Source organism: Pseudonocardia sulfidoxydans NBRC 16205, assembly GCF_007989085.1.
In the GTDB taxonomy this organism is placed as follows: Bacteria; Actinomycetota; Actinomycetes; order Mycobacteriales; family Pseudonocardiaceae; genus Pseudonocardia; species Pseudonocardia sulfidoxydans.
Genome location: NZ_BJVJ01000053.1, coordinates 17,393 through 41,056, shown reverse-complemented (window position 1 = coordinate 41,056; position 23,664 = coordinate 17,393). Strand labels below are relative to the sequence as shown.

At 73.1% G+C, this 23,664-nt stretch carries 22 protein-coding genes; 5 read left to right on the top strand and 17 right to left on the bottom strand.

The window, feature by feature from the left end; translation table 11 throughout:
• Together PSU4_RS21885 and dut are read right to left on the bottom strand one after the other, a co-directional pair.
• The coding region (locus PSU4_RS21885; protein WP_147111620.1) for a DUF3710 domain-containing protein at positions 1–3,007 on the bottom strand (3,007 nt) is incomplete at its 3' end.
• Positions 3,007–3,516 carry a dUTP diphosphatase gene (dut, locus tag PSU4_RS21880; protein WP_147111635.1) on the bottom strand — a complete coding sequence of 170 codons (510 nt, stop codon included), beginning with the start codon at positions 3,514–3,516 and terminating at the stop codon, positions 3,007–3,009. The genes PSU4_RS21885 and dut, both read right to left, overlap by 1 nt.
• A 74-nt stretch (positions 3,517–3,590) precedes the next feature.
• Between dut and PSU4_RS21875 the strand changes: the two genes are divergently transcribed.
• The gene (locus PSU4_RS21875) at positions 3,591–4,079 is read left to right on the top strand and encodes a DUF3093 domain-containing protein (protein WP_147111617.1); all 489 of its coding nucleotides are present in this window, start codon (positions 3,591–3,593) and stop codon (positions 4,077–4,079) included.
• A 79-nt stretch (positions 4,080–4,158) separates the two neighbouring features.
• Here PSU4_RS21875 and PSU4_RS21870 read toward each other — a convergent pair whose 3' ends face one another.
• Positions 4,159–4,461 carry a DUF4193 domain-containing protein gene (locus PSU4_RS21870; RefSeq protein WP_013675177.1) on the bottom strand — a complete coding sequence of 101 codons (303 nt, stop codon included), beginning with the start codon at positions 4,459–4,461 and terminating at the stop codon, positions 4,159–4,161.
• Positions 4,462–4,815: 354 nt separating this feature from the next.
• Between PSU4_RS21870 and PSU4_RS21865 the strand changes: the two genes are divergently transcribed.
• Together PSU4_RS21865 and cei are read left to right on the top strand one after the other, a co-directional pair.
• Positions 4,816–5,913, top strand: a complete 1,098-nt coding sequence (locus PSU4_RS21865; protein ID WP_147111615.1) for a phosphotransferase family protein — start codon at positions 4,816–4,818, stop codon at positions 5,911–5,913.
• Positions 5,913–6,575, top strand: a complete 663-nt coding sequence (cei, locus tag PSU4_RS21860) for an envelope integrity protein Cei (RefSeq protein ID WP_186817109.1) — start codon at positions 5,913–5,915, stop codon at positions 6,573–6,575. The genes PSU4_RS21865 and cei overlap by 1 nt, the downstream gene beginning before the upstream one ends.
• Before the next feature lie 27 nt (positions 6,576–6,602).
• On the opposite strand, the gene PSU4_RS21855 is transcribed toward cei, so the two are convergent.
• Positions 6,603–7,475 (bottom strand): inositol monophosphatase family protein, encoded by an 873-nt coding sequence (locus PSU4_RS21855; protein ID WP_147111612.1) that lies wholly within the window; start codon positions 7,473–7,475, stop codon positions 6,603–6,605.
• A gap of 410 nt (positions 7,476–7,885) precedes the next feature.
• Here PSU4_RS21855 and PSU4_RS21850 point away from each other — a divergent pair, with 410 nt between their 5' ends.
• On the top strand, positions 7,886–9,268 hold the full coding sequence (locus PSU4_RS21850; protein ID WP_147111609.1) for an RNA polymerase sigma factor: 1,383 nt from the start codon (positions 7,886–7,888) through the stop codon (positions 9,266–9,268).
• Between the two features lie 234 nt (positions 9,269–9,502).
• Here PSU4_RS21850 and fmdA read toward each other — a convergent pair whose 3' ends face one another.
• The 4 genes from fmdA to PSU4_RS21830 form a co-directional block, all read right to left on the bottom strand.
• Entirely contained in the window at positions 9,503–10,756 is a 1,254-nt protein-coding gene (gene fmdA, locus PSU4_RS21845) for a formamidase (RefSeq protein WP_147111606.1), read from the bottom strand.
• A 66-nt stretch (positions 10,757–10,822) separates the two neighbouring features.
• On the bottom strand, positions 10,823–11,461 hold the full coding sequence (locus PSU4_RS21840; protein ID WP_147111603.1) for an AmiS/UreI family transporter: 639 nt from the start codon (positions 11,459–11,461) through the stop codon (positions 10,823–10,825).
• Between the two features lies 1 nt (position 11,462).
• The gene (locus tag PSU4_RS21835) at positions 11,463–11,810 is read right to left on the bottom strand and encodes an FmdB family zinc ribbon protein (RefSeq protein WP_246115268.1); all 348 of its coding nucleotides are present in this window, start codon (positions 11,808–11,810) and stop codon (positions 11,463–11,465) included.
• 101 nt (positions 11,811–11,911) lie between these two features.
• On the bottom strand, positions 11,912–12,943 hold the full coding sequence (locus PSU4_RS21830) for a substrate-binding domain-containing protein (protein ID WP_186817110.1): 1,032 nt from the start codon (positions 12,941–12,943) through the stop codon (positions 11,912–11,914).
• A gap of 128 nt (positions 12,944–13,071) precedes the next feature.
• On the opposite strand from PSU4_RS21830, the gene PSU4_RS21825 reads away from it, so the two are divergent.
• A complete protein-coding gene (locus PSU4_RS21825) occupies positions 13,072–13,560 on the top strand; it encodes a MarR family winged helix-turn-helix transcriptional regulator (RefSeq protein ID WP_147111598.1) in 489 nt (162 codons plus the stop codon).
• A gap of 10 nt (positions 13,561–13,570) precedes the next feature.
• On the opposite strand, the gene PSU4_RS21820 is transcribed toward PSU4_RS21825, so the two are convergent.
• From PSU4_RS21820 to PSU4_RS21780, 9 genes are all read right to left on the bottom strand, one after another.
• Complete coding sequence (locus tag PSU4_RS21820) at positions 13,571–13,795, bottom strand: formate dehydrogenase subunit delta (protein ID WP_222596364.1); 225 nt, start codon at positions 13,793–13,795, stop codon at positions 13,571–13,573.
• Positions 13,788–16,625 (bottom strand): formate dehydrogenase subunit alpha, encoded by a 2,838-nt coding sequence (gene fdhF, locus PSU4_RS21815; RefSeq protein WP_147111595.1) that lies wholly within the window; start codon positions 16,623–16,625, stop codon positions 13,788–13,790. The genes PSU4_RS21820 and fdhF overlap by 8 nt, the downstream gene beginning before the upstream one ends.
• Positions 16,622–18,121 (bottom strand): formate dehydrogenase beta subunit, encoded by a 1,500-nt coding sequence (locus PSU4_RS21810; protein WP_147111592.1) that lies wholly within the window; start codon positions 18,119–18,121, stop codon positions 16,622–16,624. The genes fdhF and PSU4_RS21810 overlap by 4 nt, the downstream gene beginning before the upstream one ends.
• Positions 18,118–18,606: a formate dehydrogenase subunit gamma gene (locus tag PSU4_RS21805; protein WP_147111589.1), complete on the bottom strand. Its 489-nt coding sequence runs from the start codon at positions 18,604–18,606 to the stop codon at positions 18,118–18,120. The genes PSU4_RS21810 and PSU4_RS21805 overlap by 4 nt, the downstream gene beginning before the upstream one ends.
• Positions 18,607–18,729: 123 nt before the next feature.
• Complete coding sequence (locus PSU4_RS21800; protein WP_147111576.1) at positions 18,730–19,392, bottom strand: metal-dependent transcriptional regulator; 663 nt, start codon at positions 19,390–19,392, stop codon at positions 18,730–18,732.
• 53 nt (positions 19,393–19,445) lie between these two features.
• Entirely contained in the window at positions 19,446–20,333 is an 888-nt protein-coding gene (locus PSU4_RS21795) for a metal ABC transporter permease (RefSeq protein WP_147111573.1), read from the bottom strand.
• A complete protein-coding gene (locus tag PSU4_RS21790) occupies positions 20,330–21,073 on the bottom strand; it encodes a metal ABC transporter ATP-binding protein (RefSeq protein ID WP_147111570.1) in 744 nt (247 codons plus the stop codon). The genes PSU4_RS21795 and PSU4_RS21790 overlap by 4 nt, the downstream gene beginning before the upstream one ends.
• Positions 21,070–22,041 (bottom strand): metal ABC transporter substrate-binding protein, encoded by a 972-nt coding sequence (locus tag PSU4_RS21785; RefSeq protein WP_147111567.1) that lies wholly within the window; start codon positions 22,039–22,041, stop codon positions 21,070–21,072. The genes PSU4_RS21790 and PSU4_RS21785 overlap by 4 nt, the downstream gene beginning before the upstream one ends.
• Positions 22,042–22,110: 69 nt before the next feature.
• Entirely contained in the window at positions 22,111–23,616 is a 1,506-nt protein-coding gene (locus tag PSU4_RS21780) for a glycosyltransferase family 39 protein (protein WP_246115267.1), read from the bottom strand.
• Between the last annotated feature and the right edge of the window lie 48 nt (positions 23,617–23,664).

Sequence of the window (23,664 nt, the reverse complement as noted above, 5' to 3'; positions counted from 1 at the left end):
CGGCGCTGTAGGGATCGGCGCTGTAGCGCCTGGCGCTGTTGGAGTCAGCGCCGTATGACCCGGCGCTGTAGGGATCGGCGCTGTAGGGATCGGTGCCGTAGGAGTCGGCGTTGTTGGACTCGGCGCCGTAGGAGTCGGCCCGGGAGGAATCGGCCCGGGAGGAATCAGCCCGGGAGGAATCGGCTCGGTACGAGTCCTGGCCGGAGGAGCCCGGGGCGAACGAGTCCCGGCCGTACGGGTCGGGGCCGTACCCGTCACGGCCGTACGTATCGCGCTCGTCGCGCGACCCACCCACGGATCCGCGCTCGGACCCGAACGGGTCCCGCCCGGCCGGCTCGTACGACGACGCCGCGTAGGTGGGGCCGCCCGCGGGAGCACCGTGGCGTCCCCGGTCCGCATCGCGGTCGACCGGCGCCGTGTGGCTCGCTGCGGCGCCGCGGTGATCGGCGGGCGTGCGGTGATCGGCGGGCGCGCGGTGGCCGGCGGCGGGCGGAACCGCCCGGTCGGATCGGGAACCGGCAGGCTCACGCAGGCCGTAGGCGCCGCTGCCGAACTCCCCGAACCCGGTGGAGCCGTGCCGGTTCACGCCCTCGGGCGCGGCGCGACGGCCGCTCGCGGGCGGCTGCGCGCCGGCCGGCATGCCGGTCTGCGGGTCGACGGCGCGCCGGTCGTCGCGGTCCTCGGCGCGACGGCGCCCACCCGGACGGGCACCGGCCGGGGGTCGGAAGGCGGAGCGTCCGTCGTCGGCGGCGCGGCGGCCGGTGCGCGGCGGGCCGTCGAGCGGCCTGCCCGCGATCGGGTCGCCGCCACGGTTGTCGTACGCGCGTGGGGGCGTCGGGATCCCGTCGGGACCGGGGCCGTCGACGCGGTGGCCGCCCGTGGGGGGCACCGCCCGGTATCCGCCGGTCGGGTCGGGTGCACGGTGGCCGCCCGTGGCCGCGGGGGCACGATGGCCGCCGGTGGCATCCGGGACGTCGTAGCCGCCGGTCGCGGCGGGCGCGCGGTGGCCGCCGGTGGACCCGTCCGCGGGGCGGGCGGGTACGTCGTCGCGGCGGGCGGGGTGCCGGTCGCGCGGGGCGAAGGCCCCGCTGTCGGCTGCGGGCGCGAACGCGTCGCCGCGGTACGCGCCGGTGTCGGACGGCCGGGGGCCGGCGGGGCGGACGTCGGCCGGGCGCCGGTAGCCGCCGCTGTCGCCGCGGGCCGCAGCGTCGTCGCGGCGGAATGACCCGCTGTCGGAGCCGCGGGTGGGGAGACGACCGGGGTCGCCCGGGTACGGCCGGTCGGCCGACGCGGCGGGCCGGGCGTCGCGTGGGGCGGGACCGCGACCGTCGACGGGAGCGGCGTCGCCGAACTGAGGACGCGGTGTCTCGTGGCGGCCCGAGTCCGCGCCGGGCGCGAACCCGGACGTGTCGGGGCGGCCCCGGCCGTCGACCGGGCGGGCGTTGGGCGGCGGCCCGTCGAAGGAGCGGCCGTCGGCGCCGCGGCCGGTAGGCGCGCCGGAGCCGTTGACGCCGTTGCCGGAACCGTGGGGGCCGTGGCCGTTCGTCGCGGGCCGGTAGGCGGCGGTGCCGTCGATCCCGTGGCCTGCGGTGCCGTTGACACCGGACCCGTTGGTGCCGTTGGCCCGGCCGCCGTTGGCGCGCCCGTTGACCGGCGCACCGTTCGCACCGCCGGGCACGGCACCGTTCGCACCACCGTGCACGGCACCGTTCGCACCACCGTGCACGGCACCGTTCATGCCGGTGCCGGCGACTCCGTCGGGAGCGCCGTTGACGCCGGCGGGGCGGCCGTCCACCGCCGGGCGGAACGCGGCGGCGCGACCGTCGAAGGGCAGCCGGTTCGGGCCGGTCCCGTTGCCTGCGCCGTTCGCGGCGGGGCGGCGGGCCGGGTCGACCGGGCGCGGACCCGCGCCGGGGTGGCCGTCGGGACGACGGCCCGGACCCTGCGGCGGACGCGGACCGGCGGGACGACGGCCCTGCGGCGGGCGGGGTGGGGTGGGTCGCACCGGGATCGCCGTGGTGGGCAGGTCGCGCGGTTCGGGCGGCTCGGGGACGACCTCCCCGGCGGCCTTGGCCTTCTCGGCGGCCGCGACCTGCTCGTCCTGGCGCAGCTTGAGGTCCTCGGGGAGCTCGAGCGGCAGGACTGTCCGGGGCGGGTAGGGCAGCCGGCCGCGGACGACGACCATGCCGCGCAGCATCAGCCGCAGCGCGGCGTCGAGCTCGGCGGCGGAGGCCTGCGGGCCGGTCGCCACGCCGTAGACCATCCAGCGGGGACCGTCGACACCGACGAACACCGAGCCGGCGACGTCGGTGTGGGCGTGCAGCTCCAGGCCCCACGGGCCCGACGACTGGCGGACGGTGGCGCCGCCGTCGCGCAGGGACGCCTCGATCTCGGCGGCGAGCGTCGGCCACAGCTCCTCGGAGCGGGGCGCGGCCAGCGCGCTGACCGACAGCTTGCCCTGCGGGATGAGGACGTGGACGGCCTGCATGGTGCCCGAGGGTGGGACGGTGAGGTCGACGTTGCCGTCGGCGGGGACGGGGACGCGCACCGCGCCGAAGTCGGTCAGGCCGGTGAGGATCTCCCGGGCCCACTCGGCGTGGGCCGGGTCGTCGCGGAAGTCGTCGTCGGCGGCGCCGCCGTTGTGGAGGCGCTCGTACTCCTTCGGGTCGACGTTGTCGTCGGCGCCGGCGTCGGGGATCGGCGCCTCCAGGTCCTCGACGTCGAACGGCCCGACCGCGTCGGGGTCGAAGGTGCGGCGCCGCGGCTCGGGGTCGTCGTCGTAGCCGTCGTACTCGTCGTCGGCGTACTCGTCGTCGTAGTCGTCGTACTCGCCGTCGTACTCGTCGTCGGCGTACCGGTCGTCGTACCGGTCGTCGTCGGCGTACCGCTCCGAGGAGCGACCGCGGCCGGCCCGGTCGCGGGTGTCGTAGTCGTAGTCGTCGTACTCGTCGTCCGGGCCGGCTGCCGGAGCGGCGGAACGCAGCCCTGTGCGGTCGCGTCGTGCCACTACGCAATCTCCTCGATGGCGTGCTGGGACAGCCGGTCGTGGCCCCCTGTGGAGCCGTAGCCTCCGGCTCCGCGTTCGGAGCCGGGCAGGACGTCGGTCTCGACGAACCTGACGTGTTCCACTCTCTGAACGACCAACTGGGCTATCCGGTCACCCTTTCTCAGGACGAGTTCCGTCCGAGGGTCGTGATTGATCAGACACACACGGATCTCGCCGCGGTATCCGGAGTCGATCGTGCCCGGCGTGTTGACGACGGACAGCCCCGCGCGGGCGGCGAGCCCGGAGCGTGGGTGGACGAAGCCCGCGTAGCCGGGGGGCAGCGCGACCGCGACGCCGGTGCCGACCACGGCCCGTTCACCGGGACCGAGTGCCACGTCGGACGTGGTGACCAAGTCGGCCCCGGCGTCGCCGGGGCGGGCGTAGGCGGGCAGCGGAACGGCGGCGTCCAGCCTGACGAGCGCCACCTCGAGCGCCGGGCCTGCGAGCGGCTCGGGGAACGGCTCGGGCAGCGGCGCGGCGGTTGGCTCGGGCTGGGGAGCGTCGAGGGAGCCGGGCACGACGGACGACGCTACCCTTGGCCTCCGTGAGCGAGCACCCGTCACCCCCGGAATCTGCGACGTCCGGCCGTGTTGCGTTCGACGAGCGGTTGTACGTCCCGGTGTGGTGGTACCTGGTCGCTGCGGCGATCGGCGTCCTGATCGGCGCCGAGATCCACATGGGCTACCCGGGCTTCCGGTCGTGGATCGGCTACGTCATCGCGGTCCCGCTGTTGCTGGGGGCGCTGTTCTGGCTGGGCCGCACCCGTGTGCGGGTCGACGACGAGTCCCTGACGATCGCCGGCGAGACGATCCCGTTGAGCGCTGTCGGGCGGACCGACACCGTCGACAAGCGGGACAAGCAGGTCGCGCTGGGGCCGCAGCTGGACCCGCAGGCGTTCCTGATGCACCGCGCGTGGGTCGGCCCGGTGGTGCGTATCGAGAACGTCGACCCGACCATCGACGAGCCGTACTGGATCGTCAGCACCCGCGACCCGGACAAGCTCCGGGCGGTGCTGGCCGCCGCGCGCCGCTGACCTGCCGGGAGCGGCACGGGAACGTCGAGAGCCCGGTCCCGTCCCTGCGAGAGGACGGGACCGGGCTCCCGGTCGACTGTCAGGCCGCGCAGTCGCGGCAGATGAACTGCGCGCCGCGGGTCTCCGCGAGCCGGCTTCGGTGGTGCACGAGGAAGCAGCTCGCGCACGTGAACTCGTCGGCCTGCTTGGGCAGCACCTTGACCGTGAGCTCCTCGCCCGACAGGTCCGCGCCCGGGAGCTCGAAGCTCTCCGCAGTGTCCGACTCGTCGACATCGACCGCGGACGACTGCGCCTCGTTGCGGCGGGCCTTGAGCTCGTCGAGCGAGTCCTCGGCCATGTCGTCGCTCTCGTTGCGACGTGGAGCGTCGTAGTCGGTCGCCATCTTTCCCACCCTCAACTTCTGCACTGTGTCTTCGCCGTGCCGCGACAACGTCGCGACCGCGGGGTTTGTGCCCGACCTCGACGTGATGCCGGTCTCAGTGCAGTGGCCCGGTCCGCGGCACAGGTCTTCGTGCGTGCGCGGCCCGCGGCGCGGTACTGACTGTCCCCCCGGGGGCGAGAGGGTAGCCGAGGCCGCGTCGCCGCGCCGCCCCACCCGACAACTCGTCGCCGAGCGGGTGACGGGAACGACATCCGGCAGGTCACCTCGGGCTTGATGCGCGCGCATCGAACATGTGCGTGACACCCGTCGCGAGTCCGCCGTGACGGGCGCCCCGGGGCACTAGGGTCTGCGGTCGTGCCCGATCAGTCCCTCGCCGGAGCCGCCACGTCCTCGCCCCCGGGGGCCGACCCCGCCGCAGTCGGCCGCTGGCTCGCCTCCGAGCTCGGAGATCCCGCCTGGCAGGAGTGTTCGCTCTCGCTGATCGGGGCCGGCCGGTCCAACCTCACCTACCGGGTCACCTCGGCCGCGGGCGCGGTCGTGCTGCGCCGCCCCCCGGTGGGTTCGGTCGCGGCGACGGCGCACGACATGGGACGTGAGCGCACGGTCGTCGACGCGTTGCGCGACACCGCGGTGCCGGTCCCCCGGATCCTCGCGCACAGCGAGGGCGGCGCACCGGTCGACGCCCCCTGTTACGTCATGGAGCTCGTCGACGGTGTGGTGCCGCTGGAGGAGCCGCCCGCCGGCTGGGCCGACACGCCCGCCGACCGGGCCCGCGCCGGCGGCGCGCTGGTCGACGTCCTGGTGGCGCTGCACGCCGTCGACATCGACGCGGCCGGGCTGTCCGGCTTCGGGCGCCCCGAGGGTTTCATGTCCCGGCAGGTGCGCCGCTGGAACTCCCAGTGGGAGTCGGCGCGCGAGAGCGGGCTGACCGTCGGTGCCGGCACCGAGTCCTCACTCACGGCGCTGTCGACCCGGCTGGCCGCCGCGGTACCCGCGACGCAGCGCAACACGATCGTCCACGGCGACTACCGCATCGACAACTGCGTCTTCGACGCCACCGACCCGGGACGCATCCTCGCGGTGCTCGACTGGGAGCTGTCGACGCTGGGCGACCCGCTCGCCGACCTCGGGCTCATGCTCGTCTACTGGTGCCAGGCCGACGAGCACCCCGTCTGGCGCGCGGCCCAGCACATCCCGTCGCCCACCCGGCTGCCCGGCTTCCCCCTGCGCTCCGACATCGCGAGCGCCTACGCGGCGGGCTCGGGTCTCGACCTCGCACCGCTGCCCTGGTACGCGGGCTTCGGGGCGTTCAAGCTCGCCGTCGTCCTGGCGGGCATCCTCGCCCGGGTACGGGCGGGCTCGGTGCCCGCCGACATGGCCGAAGGTCTCGACGGGGCGGTCGACCCGCTCGTCGTCCTCGGCCATCACGTGCTCGACGAGGGGATCTCCTGATGGCCGCCGCCGCTGTGTCGTCCCGGCCGACGCGCCCGTACCAGCGGCGGCGCCGTGGTCCGGTCGTCGTGCTGGTGTCGGTGCTGGCCGTCGTCGCGCTGGTCACGTGGACGACGGTGCTGATCACGGCGGCGGGCCGGTCCGGGGCCGTGTCGTGTCCCACCCCGGCCGCGGGGGCGGCGGGTGAGGTCGTCGAAGCGTCCTCGCTCGACTCGACGACGCCGGCTGCGGCGTCGGCGGTGAAGGTGCGGGTGCTCAACGGCGGCGGGCAGCGGGGTCAGGCCAACCTGGTCGCGGCCCAGCTCGGCGACCTGGGGTTCGCCGAGGGCGGCGCGCCCGACAACGACCCGCTGTTCCCCGACGGCGACCTGGAGTGCCGCGGCCAGATCCGGTTCGGTGCGAACGGGTCGGCGGCGGCGGCGACCCTCGCGATCGTGCTGCCGTGCACCGAGCTGGTGCGCGACGCGCGCGCCGACGAGACCGTCGACTTCGCCGTCGGCACCGCGTTCTCCGACGTGAAGCCGGGCCGCCCGGCGAAGGACGTGCTCGACCAGCTGGCCAACCCGCCCGCCGACACCTCGGCCGAGGGCGGCACGGCCGGCCCCCCGCCGCCCGCGGTCGACCCGACGACGCTGCAGGAAGCGCGCGACGCGTCCTGCTGAGCAGGGCCCGGCCGCGGGCCGCGCGCCTCAGACCTCGGCGGCGCCCTGCTCACGGGCCAGCTCGGCCAGTGCGTCGGCGATGCCGGGCGTGGCGACGAGGATCGCCTCCGCGCCCAGCCCGTCGTCGGGGGCCGTGGCCCCGGGCGGGCCGGGCACCCGTACGACCGCGCCCGCCTCGGCGGCGATCAGGCCCGAGGCGGCCCAGTCGTACCAGCTCAGGCCGTGTTCGACGTACCCGTCGAGCCGGCCCGTCGCGACCGCGCAGACATCGAGTGCCGACGACCCCGCCCGGCGGATGTCGCGGACCCGCGGCAGCATGCCCGCGACCATGCGGGCCTGGCGCGCGCGGCGCTCGGCCCGGTAGGAGAAGCCCGTCGCCACCAGGGACTGGGCGAGGTCGGTAGCGGCGGTGACCGACAGTGGCCGCCCGTCCAGCGTCGCTCCCCCGCCGCGGGCCGCGCTCCAGGTACACCCCGACACAGGATCGACGACCACCCCGGCGAGGGACTCGCCGTGCTGGACCGCGGCCACCGAGATCGAGTACGCGGGGATGCCGTAGAGGTAGTTGACGGTGCCGTCGATGGGGTCCACGACCCAGCGGGCGCGCGCGGCGTCGCCACCGTCCTCCTCCCCGAACACGTGCTCACCGGGACGCAGCTGCGCGAGCCGCGCCCGGATCAGCGCCTCGACGGCCTCGTCCGCCGCGGTCACCACGTCGGTCGGGGACGACTTGGTGCGCACCGCCCCCTCGACGTCACCACCGGAGGGCAGCCGCGGCGGCGGCAGCGACCGCAGGTGCGCGGCGGCCTCGTGGGCCACCTGCTCGGCGACGGCGCGCAGCACCGCGGGGTCGTCGGAGAGAGGCCCGGGGGACGGCGCGGCATCGGTTCGGTCGTGCATGGCCGACATCCGACCACACCGTGGTTCCCGCTCCGGTCACCGCAGCTCCGCGCGCGTCCGGAGGGGCTGTTCGGCGGACGCACGGCGTCGTCACCGGATCGGCGCAGCCGCCGGCCGATACACGCCGGAACTCCCATGTGGGAGACCTGCGCCGATCGTCGCGGGGCGGCCTTCGAGGGCGTCGCGGCGACCGTCCGGCGCAGTGTCGCGCCACGCGACCCACGCGACGTGCGAACTCTCGGCGGCGACGTAGTTACAATGACGCGGTACCCCGCCCCCACGAGGCCGGCCGAACACCAATCGACGGCGGTCCGCGGCGCAGCGAGGTCATCGATCAGTCCCGACATCTCGACAGCCGGATCCTTCGTGTCTCCGGCGAACAGCAGAGCGCACGCAGCGAGAGGGCCTAGGTGGCAGCCGCAGACTCCGCAACCCGCACCGACTCGACCGTCGACGAGGCGGTCGCGCCGGCACCGACCCGCCGCCGCAAGGCGGGTACGACGGGAGCCCCGAAGAAGACCGCGACGAAGACGACGCGCCCGCGGGCCGGGTCGGCTGCCAAGCCGGCCACCAAGAAGGCCGACGGCGAGGGCGACGGCGACGAGGCCGAGCTCGACGGCGCACCCGAGGCGGGTGAGCTCGAGGACGTCGAGCTCGACGACCTCGAGGTCGACGACGAGCCCGAGACGGCCGACTCGGACGACTCCGACGACGATGACGAGGACGACGAAGAAGAGGAGCCGACCAACACCGGCGCCAACCGTCGTGCCCCGACCACGCGCAGCTCGCAGCAGAAGCAGTCGGGCGACTTCGTCTGGGACGAGGAGGAGTCGGAGGCGCTGCGGCAGGCCCGCAAGGACGCCGAGCTCACCGCCTCGGCCGACTCGGTCCGCGCGTACCTCAAGCAGATCGGCAAGGTCGCGCTGCTCAATGCCGAGGAGGAGGTCGAGCTCGCCAAGCGCATCGAGGCCGGCCTCTACGCGGCCGAGCGGCTGCGCCGGGCGATCGAGTCCGGTGAGAAGGTCTCCCCGCAGCTGCGGCGCGACCTGCGCTGGATCGTCCGCGACGGTGAGCGCGCCAAGAACCACCTGCTCGAGGCGAACCTGCGTCTCGTCGTGTCGCTGGCCAAGCGCTACACCGGCCGCGGTATGGCGTTCCTGGACCTGATCCAGGAGGGCAACCTGGGCCTGATCCGTGCGGTCGAGAAGTTCGACTACACCAAGGGCTACAAGTTCTCGACGTACGCGACGTGGTGGATCCGTCAGGCCATCACCCGCGCGATGGCCGACCAGGCCCGCACCATCCGTATCCCGGTGCACATGGTCGAGGTCATCAACAAGCTGGGCCGCATCCAGCGCGAGCTGCTCCAGGACCTGGGCCGTGAGCCCACCCCGGAGGAGCTGGCCAAGGAGATGGACATCACCCCGGAGAAGGTGCTGGAGATCCAGCAGTACGCCCGGGAGCCCATCTCGCTCGACCAGACCATCGGCGACGAGGGCGACAGCCAGCTCGGTGACTTCATCGAGGACTCCGAGGCTGTCGTCGCGGTCGACGCGGTGAGCTTCACGCTGCTGCAGGACCAGCTGCAGTCGGTGCTGGCCACGCTGTCCGAGCGTGAGGCGGGCGTCGTCCGGCTGCGCTTCGGCCTGACCGACGGCCAGCCCCGCACCCTCGACGAGATCGGCCAGGTCTACGGCGTGACCCGTGAGCGGATCCGCCAGATCGAGTCGAAGACGATGTCGAAGCTGCGCCACCCGTCGCGGTCCCAGGTCCTGCGCGACTACCTGGACTGACGGTCGTACCCGGTGCCCGGGACGCCACGTGCGTCCCGGGCACCGGCTCGCCGCGCTCCTGCCCGCCCTCCCGGCGCCGCCGCGGGCCTGGCCGGAGCGATCCGCCGAGTTCGACACCGGACTGGCTCGCTCCATGATCGAAGCAGTCCTGTGTCGGACTCGGCAGGGTCGGACCGCACGCCGAACGAACCCGGCCGCCGTGAGGGCGGGCCGGGGCCGTCGGTCGTCGCGAGGTCAGCCTCGCGACATCGGGACACCCATTCCCGGGTCGACCTGGTGCGGGCCGTTCTTGCCGGGCCGCACGTCGAAGTCGAAGATCGCCGTCGGGATGTAGACCGTCGAGCAGGAGTTCGGGATGTCGACGACACCCGAGAGCCGGCCCTCGATCGGCGCCGCGCCCAGGATCATGTAGGCCTGGATGGCGCTGTAGCCGAACTTGGTCAGGTAGTCGATGGCGTGCAGACAGGCCCGCTGGTACGACAGGTGCGAGTCGAGGTAGCGCTGCTCGCCGTCGAGGGTGACCGAGGTGCCGGAGAAGGCCAGCCACTCGCTGTACTGCGGGTCGGTGTTGCCCGGCATGAAGATCGCGTTCTCGGAGACGCCGTAGGTCGCCATGCCGCCCTTGATGACGTCGACGTGCAGGTCCATGAACCCGCCCATCTCGATCGCGCCGCAGAACGTGATCTCGCCGTCGCCCTGGGAGAAGTGCAGGTCGCCCATGGACAGGTTCCCGCCGTCGACGAACACCGGGTAGAAGACCCGGGTCCCCTTGGTCAGGTTCTTGATGTCCTGGTTGCCGCCGTTCTCGCGGGGCGGGGCGGTGCGGGCGGCCTCGGCGGCGGCGCGTTCGAAGTCGGCGCCCGACAGGCTGCCGAGGATCGCCGAGTCGGGCAGCGGCGGCAGGGCGAGCGGCGGGACGCGGCCGGGGTCGGTGTCGATCAGGGCCTGCTCGCGGGCGTTCCACTTGCCCAGCAGCTCGTGTGAGGGCGCGGTGCCCATGAGGCCCGGGTGCACGATGCCGGTGAAGGAGACGCCGGGGACGTGCCGGGAGGTCGCCTTGCCACCCTGGAAGTCCCAGATCACCTTGTAGGCGTCGGGGAACTGCTCGGTGAGGAACCCGCCGCCGTTGCTGGTGGCGAAGACGCCGGTGTAGCCCCAGCCCTGGCCGGCGAGGGGGCCGGAGTCCTCCTGCGGGATCGGGCCGACGTCGAGGATGTCGACGATCAGCAGGTCGCCGGGTTGGACGCCCTCGACGGCGATCGGCCCGGAGAGCACGTGCACCCCGGCGAGCGGGGCGTTGAGGATGTCGTCGGCGGAGTCGTCGTTGACGATCGCGCCGTCGAACCATTCGCGGCAGTGGACGCGGAACGAGTCGCCCGGCTTGACGTGCACCTGCGCCGGGATGTCCGGGTGCCAGCGGTTGTGACCGATCTTCTCCTGGTCGGTGAACTTCTTGGTCGAGTCCAGCGGGAACACGACATCAGGCATGGCGAATCTCCAGTGTGGGTGTGCAGGAAACGAGGGTTGCCAGGTCCGGAGGTGTGGTCCGCCCGATCAGGTCGCGGCGGCGGTCCTGTCGGTGGTGGTGGGTTCTGTTCGGCCGCGGGGTCGCAACGGGACCCAGAGAGCGGCGAAGACGACGATCCCGAAGACGGCGAAGATCGTCGCGATCAGGCCGGCGTTGTTGCCACCCCAGTAGCCGAGCAGCAGCAGTGCGGCGGGCACGGCGCCGGTGACCCAGCCCTGGACAGCGGCGACGGCTCCGGTGTAGCGGCCGAGTCCTTCCTCGTTCCGTCCGAGGAGCAGGTAGAACAGCAGCCACAGGAAGGCCCAGTAGAGCCAGATGACGCCGAAGACGGGGTCGCGGAGGGTGAAGAAGTTCGCCAGCGAGTACCCGACGGCGGCGACGGCGACGAACAGCGAGAAGAAGCCGAGGCCGGTTCCGTCGAGGTTCATGAACAGGTTGAACGCGACGTAGAGGTAGGTGAAGCCGAACAGGTAGAGCCCTGATGCGTTGAGGATCTGGTCGGTGTTGCCGTTGGCGCTGAAGATCAGGTATGTCGGTGTGACGACCTGCAGGAGGCCGACGAAGATGTTGAGCGGGGCTGCGGAGCGGCCCTCGACCCAGCCGAGGAGCATCGCGCCGTTGACGAACAGGACGGCGCCCACGTAGATCAGTCCGACGGCTCCCATGTCACGGCCTCGGCAGCCGGCGCAGGGCCGGGTTCGGCGGGGCGAGGGGGGTGCGTCGGGACGCCGGGCGCGGCGGCGGGGCGCCCACGACGGCCGGGGTGTCGGCGGTGGCGCGGGTCCGGTCGATCAGCGTCATCGCGGCGTCGGTGCCCCGGCCCAGCATGGGCGCGGTGTACTGGCGGGCGGACGTCGCGGTGCAGCGGGGGCAGGGCGCGGTCTCGGGGGCGGTGCCGATGGGGGTGGTCAGGTCGAAGGCACCGTGGGCGGCACAGCGATAGCGGTAGAGGGCCACGAGCGCTCCTTCCACGTCGTTGTGGGGAGTCCCCGGGACCACCGTGATGACGATCACCGGAAACAATTTCCTGGGAAACTACGGCGTGTGACCAAGGCTGTCAACGACCAGTCGGAGCGCCACCGGCCCGACGCGAGAACCCGCAGGTGGGGACGGGGTCAGAGCTCCTGGATGACGTCCCAGCGCAGGCCGTCGGCCACCGCCAGGAACACCCGCTGCTTGAGGTGACGGTCGCGCACCACGACCGTCCCGCGCGGGCTCTCGTAGGCCAGCCCCTCCGACACCGACGTCACCGAGCCCACCTCGGCCGAGTGCGCCCGCCGGATCAGGGCCGACAGCAGCCGGACGCCCTCGTAACAGGACTCCCCCAGGCTGTTGAGCACCGGCGCGTCGGGACCGAACCGGCTGAAGTAGGCCGCGGCGAAGTCGAGACCCGGCGTCGTCGCCAGCTCCTCGAAGTACCCGGCCGACGTCAGCAGCCCACGGGTGTTGTTCGCACCCGAGGCGAGCAGGACGTTCTCGTCGATCAGCGAGCTGAACCGCAGGATGTCGCGGTCCATGCCGCGCGCGCTGAACTGCCGGTTGAAGCACACCGCGTCGTCACCGATGAGCAGCATCAGGACGGCCTCGCACCCGCTGGCCTCGATGCGCCCCAACGGCCCCGCGAAGTCCGACGTGCCCAGCGGCACGTACATCTCGTCGCACACCGTGCCGCCGATCGCCCGCAGGTACTCCTTGGCGATGTGGGCCGAGCGGCGCGGCCAGATGTAGTCGTCACCGACGATCGTCCAGCGCCGCACCCCGACCGTGCCCGCGAACCAGTCGAGCGTCGGGCCCAGCTGCAGGTCCGGCGTCTCCCCCGTCAGGAACACCCCCGGGCGGTGCTCACCGCCCTCGTAGAGGGCGGTGTAGGCGTACGGGACCCGGCCCCCGATCCGCGGCGCGACCGCCTCCCGGACCGCGGAGATGTGCCAGCCCGTGACGGCCTCGACCGCGCCCGCCCGGATCAGCGCGTCGACCTCGGTGGCCACGACGTCGGGCGCCCGGCCGCCGTCGACGGGCAGCAGCCGCAGCTCACGGCCGAGGACGCCGCCCTCCTCGTTGATCTCGGCCGCGGCCAGATCGGCGCAACTCTCGCACGACGGCCCGAAGATGCCGGCCGGTCCCTGCAACGGGACGACGAGCGCCATCGTGAGGACGTCCGGCCCGGCCGACGGCGGCACCGTCAGTCGCTCGGCCTCGCCGCCCGCGGTCATGTGACGACGCTAGCGACCCGGTGGGCCCGGCGGTTACTCCGAACGTGGGTTAGCATGCGACGGTGGCAGCGCGTCCGGACCCGTCGGAGCTCGTCGACGGCCCCGTCGAGGGCCGGATGGCCCCGGTCGACGACGAGACGCTGCGCGTGCTCACCCTCGTCGAGCGCTCCGTCGAGCAGCAGCTCGACGAGGCGCTCAAGGCCCACGGCGCCGACATCGAGCAGTGGCGCATCCTGTCACTGCTCGTCGCGCGCGGCGGCTGCCCGATGAACGTCGTCGCCGAGCACGCGATGATGCTGGCGCCCAAGCTGTCCAAGCTGGTCGACCGGATGGTCTCGGCCAACCTGGTGCTGCGCCGGCCCGACGAGCTCGACCGGCGCCGCGTGCTCGTCGCCGCCTCCCCGCGCGGGCGTCAGGCCCACACGGTGTGGGAGGAGGCCACGGCCGACGTGCGGCGCCAGTTCAGCCGGCTGCTCGGGCCCGACGCCGAGCTGTTCGACGACCTGCTGCGCCGGCTGCGCAACGGCCTGCAGGGCCCCACGCAGGACTGACCCCGCGACGTCAGGACGCCGGGGCAGACGACGACAGCAGCTGCGCCACCCGCACCACGACCGGGTCGACGTCGGCGCCGGCGTCGACGGCCGCGACCAGCCTGCGCCGCATCCGCGGGTCCCAGAACCTCCTCAGGTGCGCCGCGATCGCCGCGGCCGCGTCGTCGGCGGGGCGGTGCGCGAACTGGACGACGATGTCGGAGACCATCCGCACCTCGGGCCCGAGCTCATCCACGGCCGGCCCCCACCGAGGTCTGCTCGTGGGCGGGCGCCGCGGCCGTGAGCGCCGTCGACGGCGTCACCTGCACCGCGGTCACCTTGTACTCCGGACAGTTGGTCGCCCAGTCGGAGTTGTCCGTCGTGACGACGTTCGCGCCGCTGACCGGATGGTGGAACGTCGTGTAGCAGACACCCACCGGCATCCGGTCGGAGATCTTGGCGCGCAACGAGGTCGTGCCCACCCGGCTGGCCAGCTCGACCCGGTCGCCGTCGGCCACACCGCGAACCTCGGCGTCGTGGGGATGCAGCTCCAGGACGTCCTCGGGGTGCCACGCCACGTTGGCCGTGCGCCGCGTCTGGGCGCCGACGTTGTACTGCGACAGGATGCGCCCCGTCGTCAGGATCAGCGGGAAACGGCGGTTGCTGCGCTCGCGCGTCGGCACGTACGGGGTGACGACGAACCGGCCCTTGCCGCGGACGAACCCGTCGACGTGCATGATCGGCGTCCCCTCCGGCCGCTCGGTGGTGCAGGGCCACTGCACCGAGCCGACGGCGTCGAGGTGGGCGAAGGACACCCCGGCGAACGTGGGCGTCGTCAGCGCGATCTCGTCCATGATCTGGGCGGCGTCGTCGTAGTGCATCGGGTAGCCCATGGCCTGCGCGATCTCGCAGACGATCTGCCACTCCTGCTTGCCGGTCCGCGCCGCCATCACCGGGCGGACGCGGTTGATGCGCCGCTCGGCGTTGGTGAACGTGCCGTCCTTCTCCAGGAACGACGTGCCCGGCAGCAGGACGTGCGCGAACTTCGCGGTCTCGTTGACGAACAGGTCCTGCACCACGACGAGGTCGAGCGCGGCCAGCGCCGCGTGCACGTGGCTGATGTTGGGGTCGGACTGCGCGATGTCCTCGCCTTGCACGAACAGCGCCCGGAACGAGCCGTCGAGCGCGGAGTCGAACATGTTGGGGATGCGCAGGCCCGGCTCGTCGAGCAGCGGCGTGCCCCACAGCTGTTCGTAGACCTCGCGGACCGAGCCGTCGGAGACGTGGCGGTAGCCGGGCAGCTCGTGCGGGAACGAGCCCATGTCGCAGGAGCCCTGGACGTTGTTCTGCCCGCGCAGCGGGTTGACCCCGACCCCGGAGCGGCCGATGTTGCCGGTGGCCATGGCGAGGTTGGCCATGCCCATCACCATCGTCGAGCCCTGGCTGTGCTCGGTGACGCCCAGGCCGTAGTAGATCGCGGCGTTGCCGGCCGTCGCGTAGAGCCGGGCGGCGGCGCGTACCTCGGCGGCCGGGACGCCGGTGATCTCCTCGACGGCTTCGGGCGAGTGCGCGGGATCGGCGATGAACGCCTCCCACTCGTCGATGTTCTCGCAGCGGGCGTCGACGAACTCGCGGTCGACCAGCCCCTCGGTGACGACGACGTGGGCCATGGCGTTGACGATCGCGACGTTGGTGCCCGGGTTGAGCGCGAGGTGGTGCGCGGCCTCGATGTGGGGGCTGCGGACCAGGTCGATCGAGCGGGGGTCGGCGACGATGAGCCGGGCGCCCTGGCGCAGCCGCTTCTTCATCCGCGACCCGAACACCGGGTGGGCGTCGGTGGGGTTGGCGCCGATCACCATGATCACGTCGGCGTCGTCGACGGACGCGAAGTCCTGGGTGCCCGCCGAGGTGCCGAAGGTCTGGTTCAGCCCGTACCCGGTCGGCGAGTGGCAGACCCGCGCGCACGTGTCGACGTTGTTGTTGCCGAACGCCGCCCGCACCATCTTCTGGACGACGTAGACCTCCTCGTTGGTGCACCGCGAGGAGGTGATCGCGCCGATCGACCCGGTCCCGTGCTCGGCCTGGATCGCGCGCAGGCGACGGGCGGTGTGGGTGATCGCCTCCTCCCAGGAGACCTCGCGCCACTCGTCGGCGATCGAGTCGCGCACCCGCGGCGTCAGGACCCGGTCCGGGTGGGAGGCGTAGCCGAACGCGAAGCGCCCCTTCACACACGAGTGGCCCTCGTTGGCGCCGCCGTCCTTGTACGGCACCATCCGGACGAGCTCCGTGCTGTCACCGGAGCCGCGCAGCTCGGCCTTGAACGAGCAGCCGACGCCGCAGTAGGCGCACGTGGTGATCACCGAGCGGGTGGGCATGCCGAGCTCGACGACGGTCTTCTCCTGCAGCGTCGCCGTCGGGCAGGCCTGGACGCACGCGCCGCAGGAGACGCAGTCGGACTCCATGAAGGTGCCACCCGCGCCCGGCGAGACCTTCGAGTCGAAACCGCGGCCCTCGATCGTGAGCGCCAGGGTGCCCTGCACCTCGTCGCAGGCCCGCACGCAGCGCGAGCAGAGGATGCACTTGGCCGGGTCGAACTCGAAGTACGGGTTCGACGTGTCCGTGAGCAGGTCCATGTGGTTGGCGCCGGCGTCGACACCGGAGCCGTAGCGGACCTCGCGCAGCCCCGTCACACCGGCCATGTCCTGCAGCTCGCAGTCGCCGTTGGCCGAGCAGGTCAGGCAGTCGAGCGGGTGGTCGGAGATGTAGAGCTCCATGACCCCGCGGCGCAGCCTGCCCAGCTTCTCGGTCTGGGTCCGCACCACCATGCCGGGCGCGACCGGCGTCGTGCAGGAGGCGGGGGTGCCGCGGGCGCCGTCGATCTCGACGACGCACAGCCGGCACGAGCCGAACGCCTCCAGGCTGTCGGTCGCGCACAGCTTCGGGACCTCGCAGCCCGCCTGCGCGGCCGCGCGCATCACCGACGTGCCCGGGGGCACGGCGACGGTCGTGCCGTCGATGGTGAGCTCGACGCCTGCGTCCCCGGCGCGGGCGGGCGTGCCGAAGTCGGGTTCTTTCAGCAGGCTCACCGGAAGTCCTCCGCGAAGTGCGTCACTGCGCTGCGCACCGGGAGTGGGGTGAGCCCACCCATGGCGCACAGCGATCCGTCGGTCATGAGCTCGCACAGGTCCTCGAGGAGCATGAGGTTGGCCTCGCGGTCCACGCCCGCCCGGATGCGGTCGATCGTCTCGACGCCGCGCACCGCCCCGATCCGGCACGGTGTGCAGCGCCCGCACGACTCCTCGGCGCAGAACTCCATCGCGAACCGCGCCATCGCCGACATGTCGACGGTGTCGTCGAACACGACGATTCCGCCGTGCCCGACCATCGCGCCGGACGCGGCGAAGGCCTCGTAGTCCATCGGCAGGTCGAACTGCTCGACCGGCAGGTAGGCCCCCAGCGGGCCGCCGACCTGCACCGCCCGCACCGGCCGCCCGGACAGGGTGCCGCCGCCGAACGTCTCGACCAGCTCGCCGAGCGAGATGCCGAAGGCCGTCTCCAGGACGCCGCCGCGGGCGATGTTGCCGCCCAGCTGGAACACCTGCGTCCCGCGCGAGCGCCCGACGCCGAGCGAGGCATAGGCCTCGGCGCCGTCGGCCAGGATCGTGGGCACCGAGGCCAGCGACAGCACGTTGTTGACGACGGTCGGCCGCCCGAACAGGCCCTCCAGCGCGGGGATCGGGGGCTTCGGCCGGACCGTGCCGCGCCTGCCCTCGAGACTCTCCAGCATGGAGGTCTCCTCGCCGCAGATGTAGGCGCCGGCGCCGACGCGGACGTGCACGTCGAACGCGAACCCCGAGCCGAGGACGTCGGGGCCGAGCCAGCCGCGCTCGCGGGCGGCGACGATCGCGGTGCGAAGCGCGGCAACGGCATCGGGGTACTCGGAGCGGACGTAGACGTACCCCTCGCGGGCCCCGACCGCGTACGCGGCGATGGTCATGCCGGTGAGCAGGGTGAAGGGGTCGCCCTCCATCAGCATCCGGTCGGCGAAGGTGCCGCTGTCGCCCTCGTCGGCGTTGCAGCACACGAACTTCTCCTCCGCCGCCGCGGCCGCGACGGTCTTCCATTTGACGCCGGTCGGGAAGCCGGCGCCGCCGCGCCCGCGCAGGCCGGAGTCGGTCACCGCGGTGACGACGTCGGCCGGTTCCATCGCGAGCGCGGCGCGCAGGCCGTCGAGGCCGCCGTGGCGTTCGTGGTCGGCCGGGTCGGCGGGGTCGACGACGCCGACGCGGGCGAACGTCAGCCGCTGCTGGGCCCGCATCCACGGCAGGTCCTCGACCGGGCCCAGCCCGGCAGCGGTGCCGTCGAGCATCCCGGCGGCGACGAGCCCGTCGACGTCCTCGGGTGCGACGGGCCCGTAGCCCACGCGGCCGGCGTCGGTCTCGACCTCGACGAGCGGCTCCAGCCAGAGCATGCCGCGCGAGCCGGTGCGCACGACGTGGGCGCCGGCGCGGGCGAGCAGCTCGGCGACCTCGTCGGCCCCGACGGAGACGGCCGCGGAGTCCTTGGGCACGAAGACCGTCATCGGCCCAGCCCTCGTGTCTGCCCGATCAGCGCGTCGAGGCGGGCCGGGGTGACGCGGCCGTGCAGCCGGTCGCCGACCTGCACGGCCGGGCCGAGCGCGCAGTTGCCGAGGCAGAAGACCTCGTCGAGGGTGACCGCGCCGTCGGGGGTGGTCTCCCCCCGCGCGACGCCGAGGCTCGTGACGGCGTGCTCCAGCAGCGCCTGGCCACCGACGGCCTGGCAGGCCTCGGCCCGGCACACGCGCACGGTCACGCGCCCGGGCGGGGTGGTGCGGAAGTCGCGGTAGAAGGTGACGACGCCGTGGACCTCGGCCGTCGACAGGTTGAGCCGGTCGGCCAGGACCGGGACGACCGAGGGTGGCACGTGACCGAGCTCCGCCTGCACCGCGTGCAGGATCGGCAGCAGGGCGCCACGGGACCCGGAATGCGCCTCGAGCGCCTGGCTCACCACCTCGTCCACCCGTGCGGGGGGCGCCTCGATACTCATCGGCGGTCCCGACGCTCACGGCTGCGTGTCATGCAGGTGACTGTGGGGTGGTCACCGGGAACGGTCAAAGCAAACGTTCCTATCCGGTGATAGCCGTTAACTATCAGGACCGGTGGGCGGCAGCTACCCGATCACGGCGACGCGGATCGCCCGCGCCGCGGGGACACCCAGCACGAGTGCACCGGGCCCGTGCACGACCTCGATGGTGCCGGCGGTGTCGTGGCGCTCGGTCACCCGCAGGACGCTGCCCAGCGCGATGCCGAGCCGGTCGAGGTGGCGCAGCATGAGCGGATCGGTGTCGGAGACCCGCACGACCCGCACCCGGGCCCCCTCGGCGACCACGTCCAGGGTCAGCTCCGCCTCGTCGGGCACGGTGCCGTCGGCGTTCGGGATCGGGTCACCGTGCGGGTCCCGGTCGGGCTCGCCGAGCCGCGCCGCGAGCCGTTCGACGAACGTGTCCGACACCGCGTGCTCCAGGACGTCGGCCTCCTCGTGCACCTCGTCCCACGTGTAGCCCAGGTACTCGACGAGGAACGTCTCGATCAGCCGGTGCTTGCGCACCGTGGCCAGGGCGATCCGCCTGCCGTCGTCGGTCAGCTCGATCGTGCCGTACCGGGCGTGGGCGACGAGGCCACGCTCGGTCAGCCTGCGGACGACCTCCGACACCGACGACGCCGCCAGCCCCAGCCGCCCGGCGAGCCGTGAGACCGTCACGGGCTCGTCGGACCACTCCCCGGCGGTCCACAGGACCTTCAGGTAGTTCTCCGTCGCCGCGGACTCCGACATCCGTCCCTCTCGTCACGCACCCGTCGCCGGAACCGTACGACAGCGCGCATTCCTCAGAGCCGCTCCCCGTGCACGACGGCATCGAGAACCGGCTTGGTCGTCGACCGGCGGAACCGGGCGAGCAGCCCGTTCCTCGGCCCGAACAGGTAGACCACCGCGAACGCCGCACCCTGGGTGACGACGACCAGTCCGCCCGGCGCGGCGTCGAGCCAGTAGCTCAGGTACAGCCCGATCGTCGCGCACACCGCCGACAGCACCGGCGCGAGCGCCAGCATCCGGGAGAAGCGGTCGGTGAGCAGCTGCGCGGTCGCGCCGGGCAGGATCAGCATCGCGACGACGAGGATGACCCCGACGACCTGCAGTGCCACCACCGCGGTCAGCGCGAGCAGCCCCAGCAGCAGCGCGCCGAGGCGTCGCGGCGACAGCCCGATCGCGTGCGCGTGACCCGGGTCGAACGCGTACAGGACCAGGTCACGACGCTTGGCCAGCAGCACGGCGGCCACCACCGCGCCGAGGACGACGACCTGGACGAGGTCGGCGACCGACACCCCCAGGACGTTGCCGAACACGATGTGGTTGAGGTCGGTCTGGCTCGGGGTCACCGAGATCAGCACCAGTCCGAGCGCGAACAGCGTCGTGAACACGATGCCGATCGCCGCGTCCTCCTTGACCCGGCTGGTGTCGCGGATCGCGCCGATCAGCCCGACGGCCAGGAACCCGAACACGACGGCGCCGATCGCGAACGGCAGACCCAGGACGTAGGCGAGCACCACCCCGGGCAGCACGGCGTGCGACACCGCGTCGCCCATCAGGGACCACCCGATCAACACCAGCCAGCACGACAGCAGCGCGCACACCACCGCGGCGACGACCGTCGTGACCAGGGCGCGGATCATGAACCCGTAGGACAGGGGCTCGACGATGAGCTCGATCGGGTTCACGCCGTCCTCCCCTGCTCCAGCGGGTCCATCCCGAACGCGCGGGCCAGGTTCTCCGGGCGCAGCACCTCGTCGACCGGGCCGTGCAGCAGCACCCGGCGCAGCAGCAGCACCGCCTCGTCGGCCAGCGCGGGCAGGGCGTGCAGGTCGTGGGTGGCGATCAGGACCGCGCAGCCGTCGGCCGCCAGCTCGGTGAGCAGTGCCGACATCGTCGCCTCCGAGCGTTTGTCGACGCCCGCGAACGGCTCGTCGAGCAGCAGGACCTCGGCACCCTGCGCGATCCCGCGGGCCACGAACGCCCGCTTGCGCTGCCCGCCGGAGAGCTGCCCGATCTGGCGGTCGGCCAGGTCGGTGAGCTCCACCCGGGCCAGCGCGTCGGCGACCGCGACCCGGTCGGCCGTCCGCGTGCGCCGCAACGCGCCGAGGCGGCCGTAGCGGCCCATCGTCACGACGTCGCGCACCGACACCGGGAACGCCCAGTCGACGGCCTCGGCCTGCGGGACGTAGCCGACGATGCCGCGCCGGCGCGCCCCTGCCGGGTCGTGGCCGGCGATCCGGACCCGGCCCGCGTCCGCGCGCAGCAGACCCATCACCGACTTGAACAGCGTCGACTTGCCCGACCCGTTCATCCCGATCAGCCCGCACACCGTGCCCGGGTCGAGCCGCAACGACACGTCGTCCAGCGCGACCAGGGGGCCGTAGCGGACCGTCAGCCCCTCGACCTGCACCGCCGCGGTACTCACGCCGCCGACCCGGTGAGCCCGGCGATGATCGTGCGGGTGTCGTGGCGGATCAGGTCCAGGTAGGTCGGGACGGGTCCGCCGGGTTCGGACAGCGAGTCGACGTAGAGGATGCCACCGAACCGGGTGCCCGTCGCGGCGACGACCTGGCGCATCGCGCTGTCGGACACCGTCGACTCGCAGAACACCGCCGGGACCCGGTTCTCGCTCACGAACGCGATCGTCGATGCCACCTGCTGCGGCGTCGCCTGCTGCTCGGCGTTGACCGCCCAGATGTAGCGCTCGGTCAGGCCCGCGTCCCGCGCGAGGTAGGAGAACGCGCCCTCGCACGTCACGAGCGCCCGCTGGGTCGCCGGCACCGCCGCCAACGCCGTCACCAGCTCGTCGTGGACCGTCCGCAGCTGCGCCTTGTACGTCTCGGCGTTGGCGCGGAACGCGTCGGTGTTCGCCGGGTCGAGGTTCGAGAACGCGGCGACCATGTTGTCGACGTAGCGCGCCACGTTGTCGGGGCTCATCCACGCGTGCGGGTTCGGCTTGCCCGCGTAGGCGTCCTCGCTGATGTCGATGACCTCGACGCCGTCGGACACCACGACGTGCGGCACCGACAGCTCCGACACGAACCGGCCGAACCAGAGCTCCAGGTTGAGCCCGTTGTCGACGATCAGGTCCGCCTCCGCGGCCTTGCGGATGTCGCCGGGGGTCGGCTCGTAGCCGTGGATCTCCGCGCCCACCTTGGTGATCGACTCGACCTGCAGGTGCTCCCCCGCCACGTTGCGGGCGATGTCGGCCAGCACCGTGAACGTGGTGAGCACCAGCGGACGTTCGGCGTCGCGCGCCGGACCGGCGCCGGAGCAGCCGGCCACCACCAGCAGCAGGACGGCCAGTACCGCCACGACCCCGGCCCGGCCGCGCACGAGGGCACGGGCCGGTCGAGAGGCGCTCGACCCGAGGCAACGCTGCGAACCGGACATGACGGGCAGACTAAGAGTTCGGGCACCCGAAATCTATGTTTCGGTGGTCTGACTTCTTGAGACACCGTCTCATCCGATGCGCCGGATCTGCGGCCAGAGCTGAGCCCAGCTCGCAGTGAGGTCGCGGCAGACGGCGACGGGCGCGCCCTGCTCGTCGTTGTCGAGACCGATGCCGTTGTCGATGCGCGCCAACGGTTCCACGCTGCCGCACCACCGGCTCAGCGTGTCGGGTCGGTAGCCGACGGCGATCGCCGTCGTCGCCGACGCGGGCGGCGGGCCCCACTCGCCATAGCTGTTGTGTCCGCTGTAGACCGGCGGTAGGCCGAGGGCGGGGCCGTAGTGGTCGACGGCGCCGGCCTCGCCGTAGTTGGCGGTCAGCACGATCGTCGACGCACGTTCGGCGGGCGCCACGGTGTCGGCGGCCCGGGCGATCGTCTCGGCGAAGCCCGGCCACCCGACCTGCTCCCCCGCGTCGTAGTTGATCGCGTCGATCGGTATGCCGGGCAGCGCCGTCGCGGGCACCAGCGGCAGGAACAGCAGCGCACTGACCGCGGCGGCGAGGGCGACCCCGGCGACGAGGATTCCACGCCGGACCCGGTGCGCCCCACGGCCCGCCCAGTCCACGACCGGCCCGGCGCCGGCGGCGAGCAGCAGCGGGTAGAGCCCGACCATGTAGTACGGCTTGCCGCCCGTCGCGACGAACAGGACGAGCAGCAGGACCCAGGCGACGGCGAAGGCGCGCCAGCGGCGCAGGGCGGGGTCACGGGCGAGGCGCCACAGCCCGGTCCCCCAGATCGGCACGAACAGCGGGCTGGCGATCACCAGCTGGTAGGGCACGAGGATCCAGCGCGACGCGCTGGTGCCGGAGCTGCCGCCCGCGATCGCCGACGACAGCTCGAGCATCGGCCAGCCGTGCCGGGCCTCCCACACCAGGAACGGCGTCCACACGAGCAGCGCGAGGAGCCCGCCGAGCCACGGCCAGGGCGTGCGCAGCACCTCCCGCGGCCCCCCGACGAGGATGCCGATCAGCAAAGCCCCCACCAGGAATGCCGGCAGCACCTTGTTCTGCAGCCCGATCCCGGCGACGAGACCGACGAGCAGCCAGGTCGCGCCGCCGTCGCGCAGCGCCCGCACGGCGAGCCAGGAGACGAGCGCCCAGGCCGCCACGTCGAAGGTCGTCGTCGACAGCAGGTGCCCGACCGCGAGCAGGAACGACGACGCCCCGGTCGCGGCGGCGGCCAGCAGCTGGGCGCCGCGGCCGCCGCCGAGCTCCCGGGCGAGCAGCCCCGCGCACACGACGACGAGCGCCGACGCGATCGCCGACGCGACGCGCAGACCGACGAGGGAGTCGCCGAACAGGACCGTCGCGACCCGGGCCAGCAGCGGGGTGAGCGGCGGCTGGTCGACGTAGCCGAACGCGAGCTCACGGCCCGCGCGCAGGAAGTACAGCTCGTCGCGGTGGTATCCGTAGCGGCCCGCCGTCGCGAGGAGCACGACGAGGACGACGCCTGCGGCGGCGCCCACACCGGCCCACCACAGCCGGGGTCTCACCTGCTGTTCGACGACCGTCGTCACCACCCTCATCCTGCCGTGGCGCGCTCCGCGCGCGAAAGTCGTTGACCT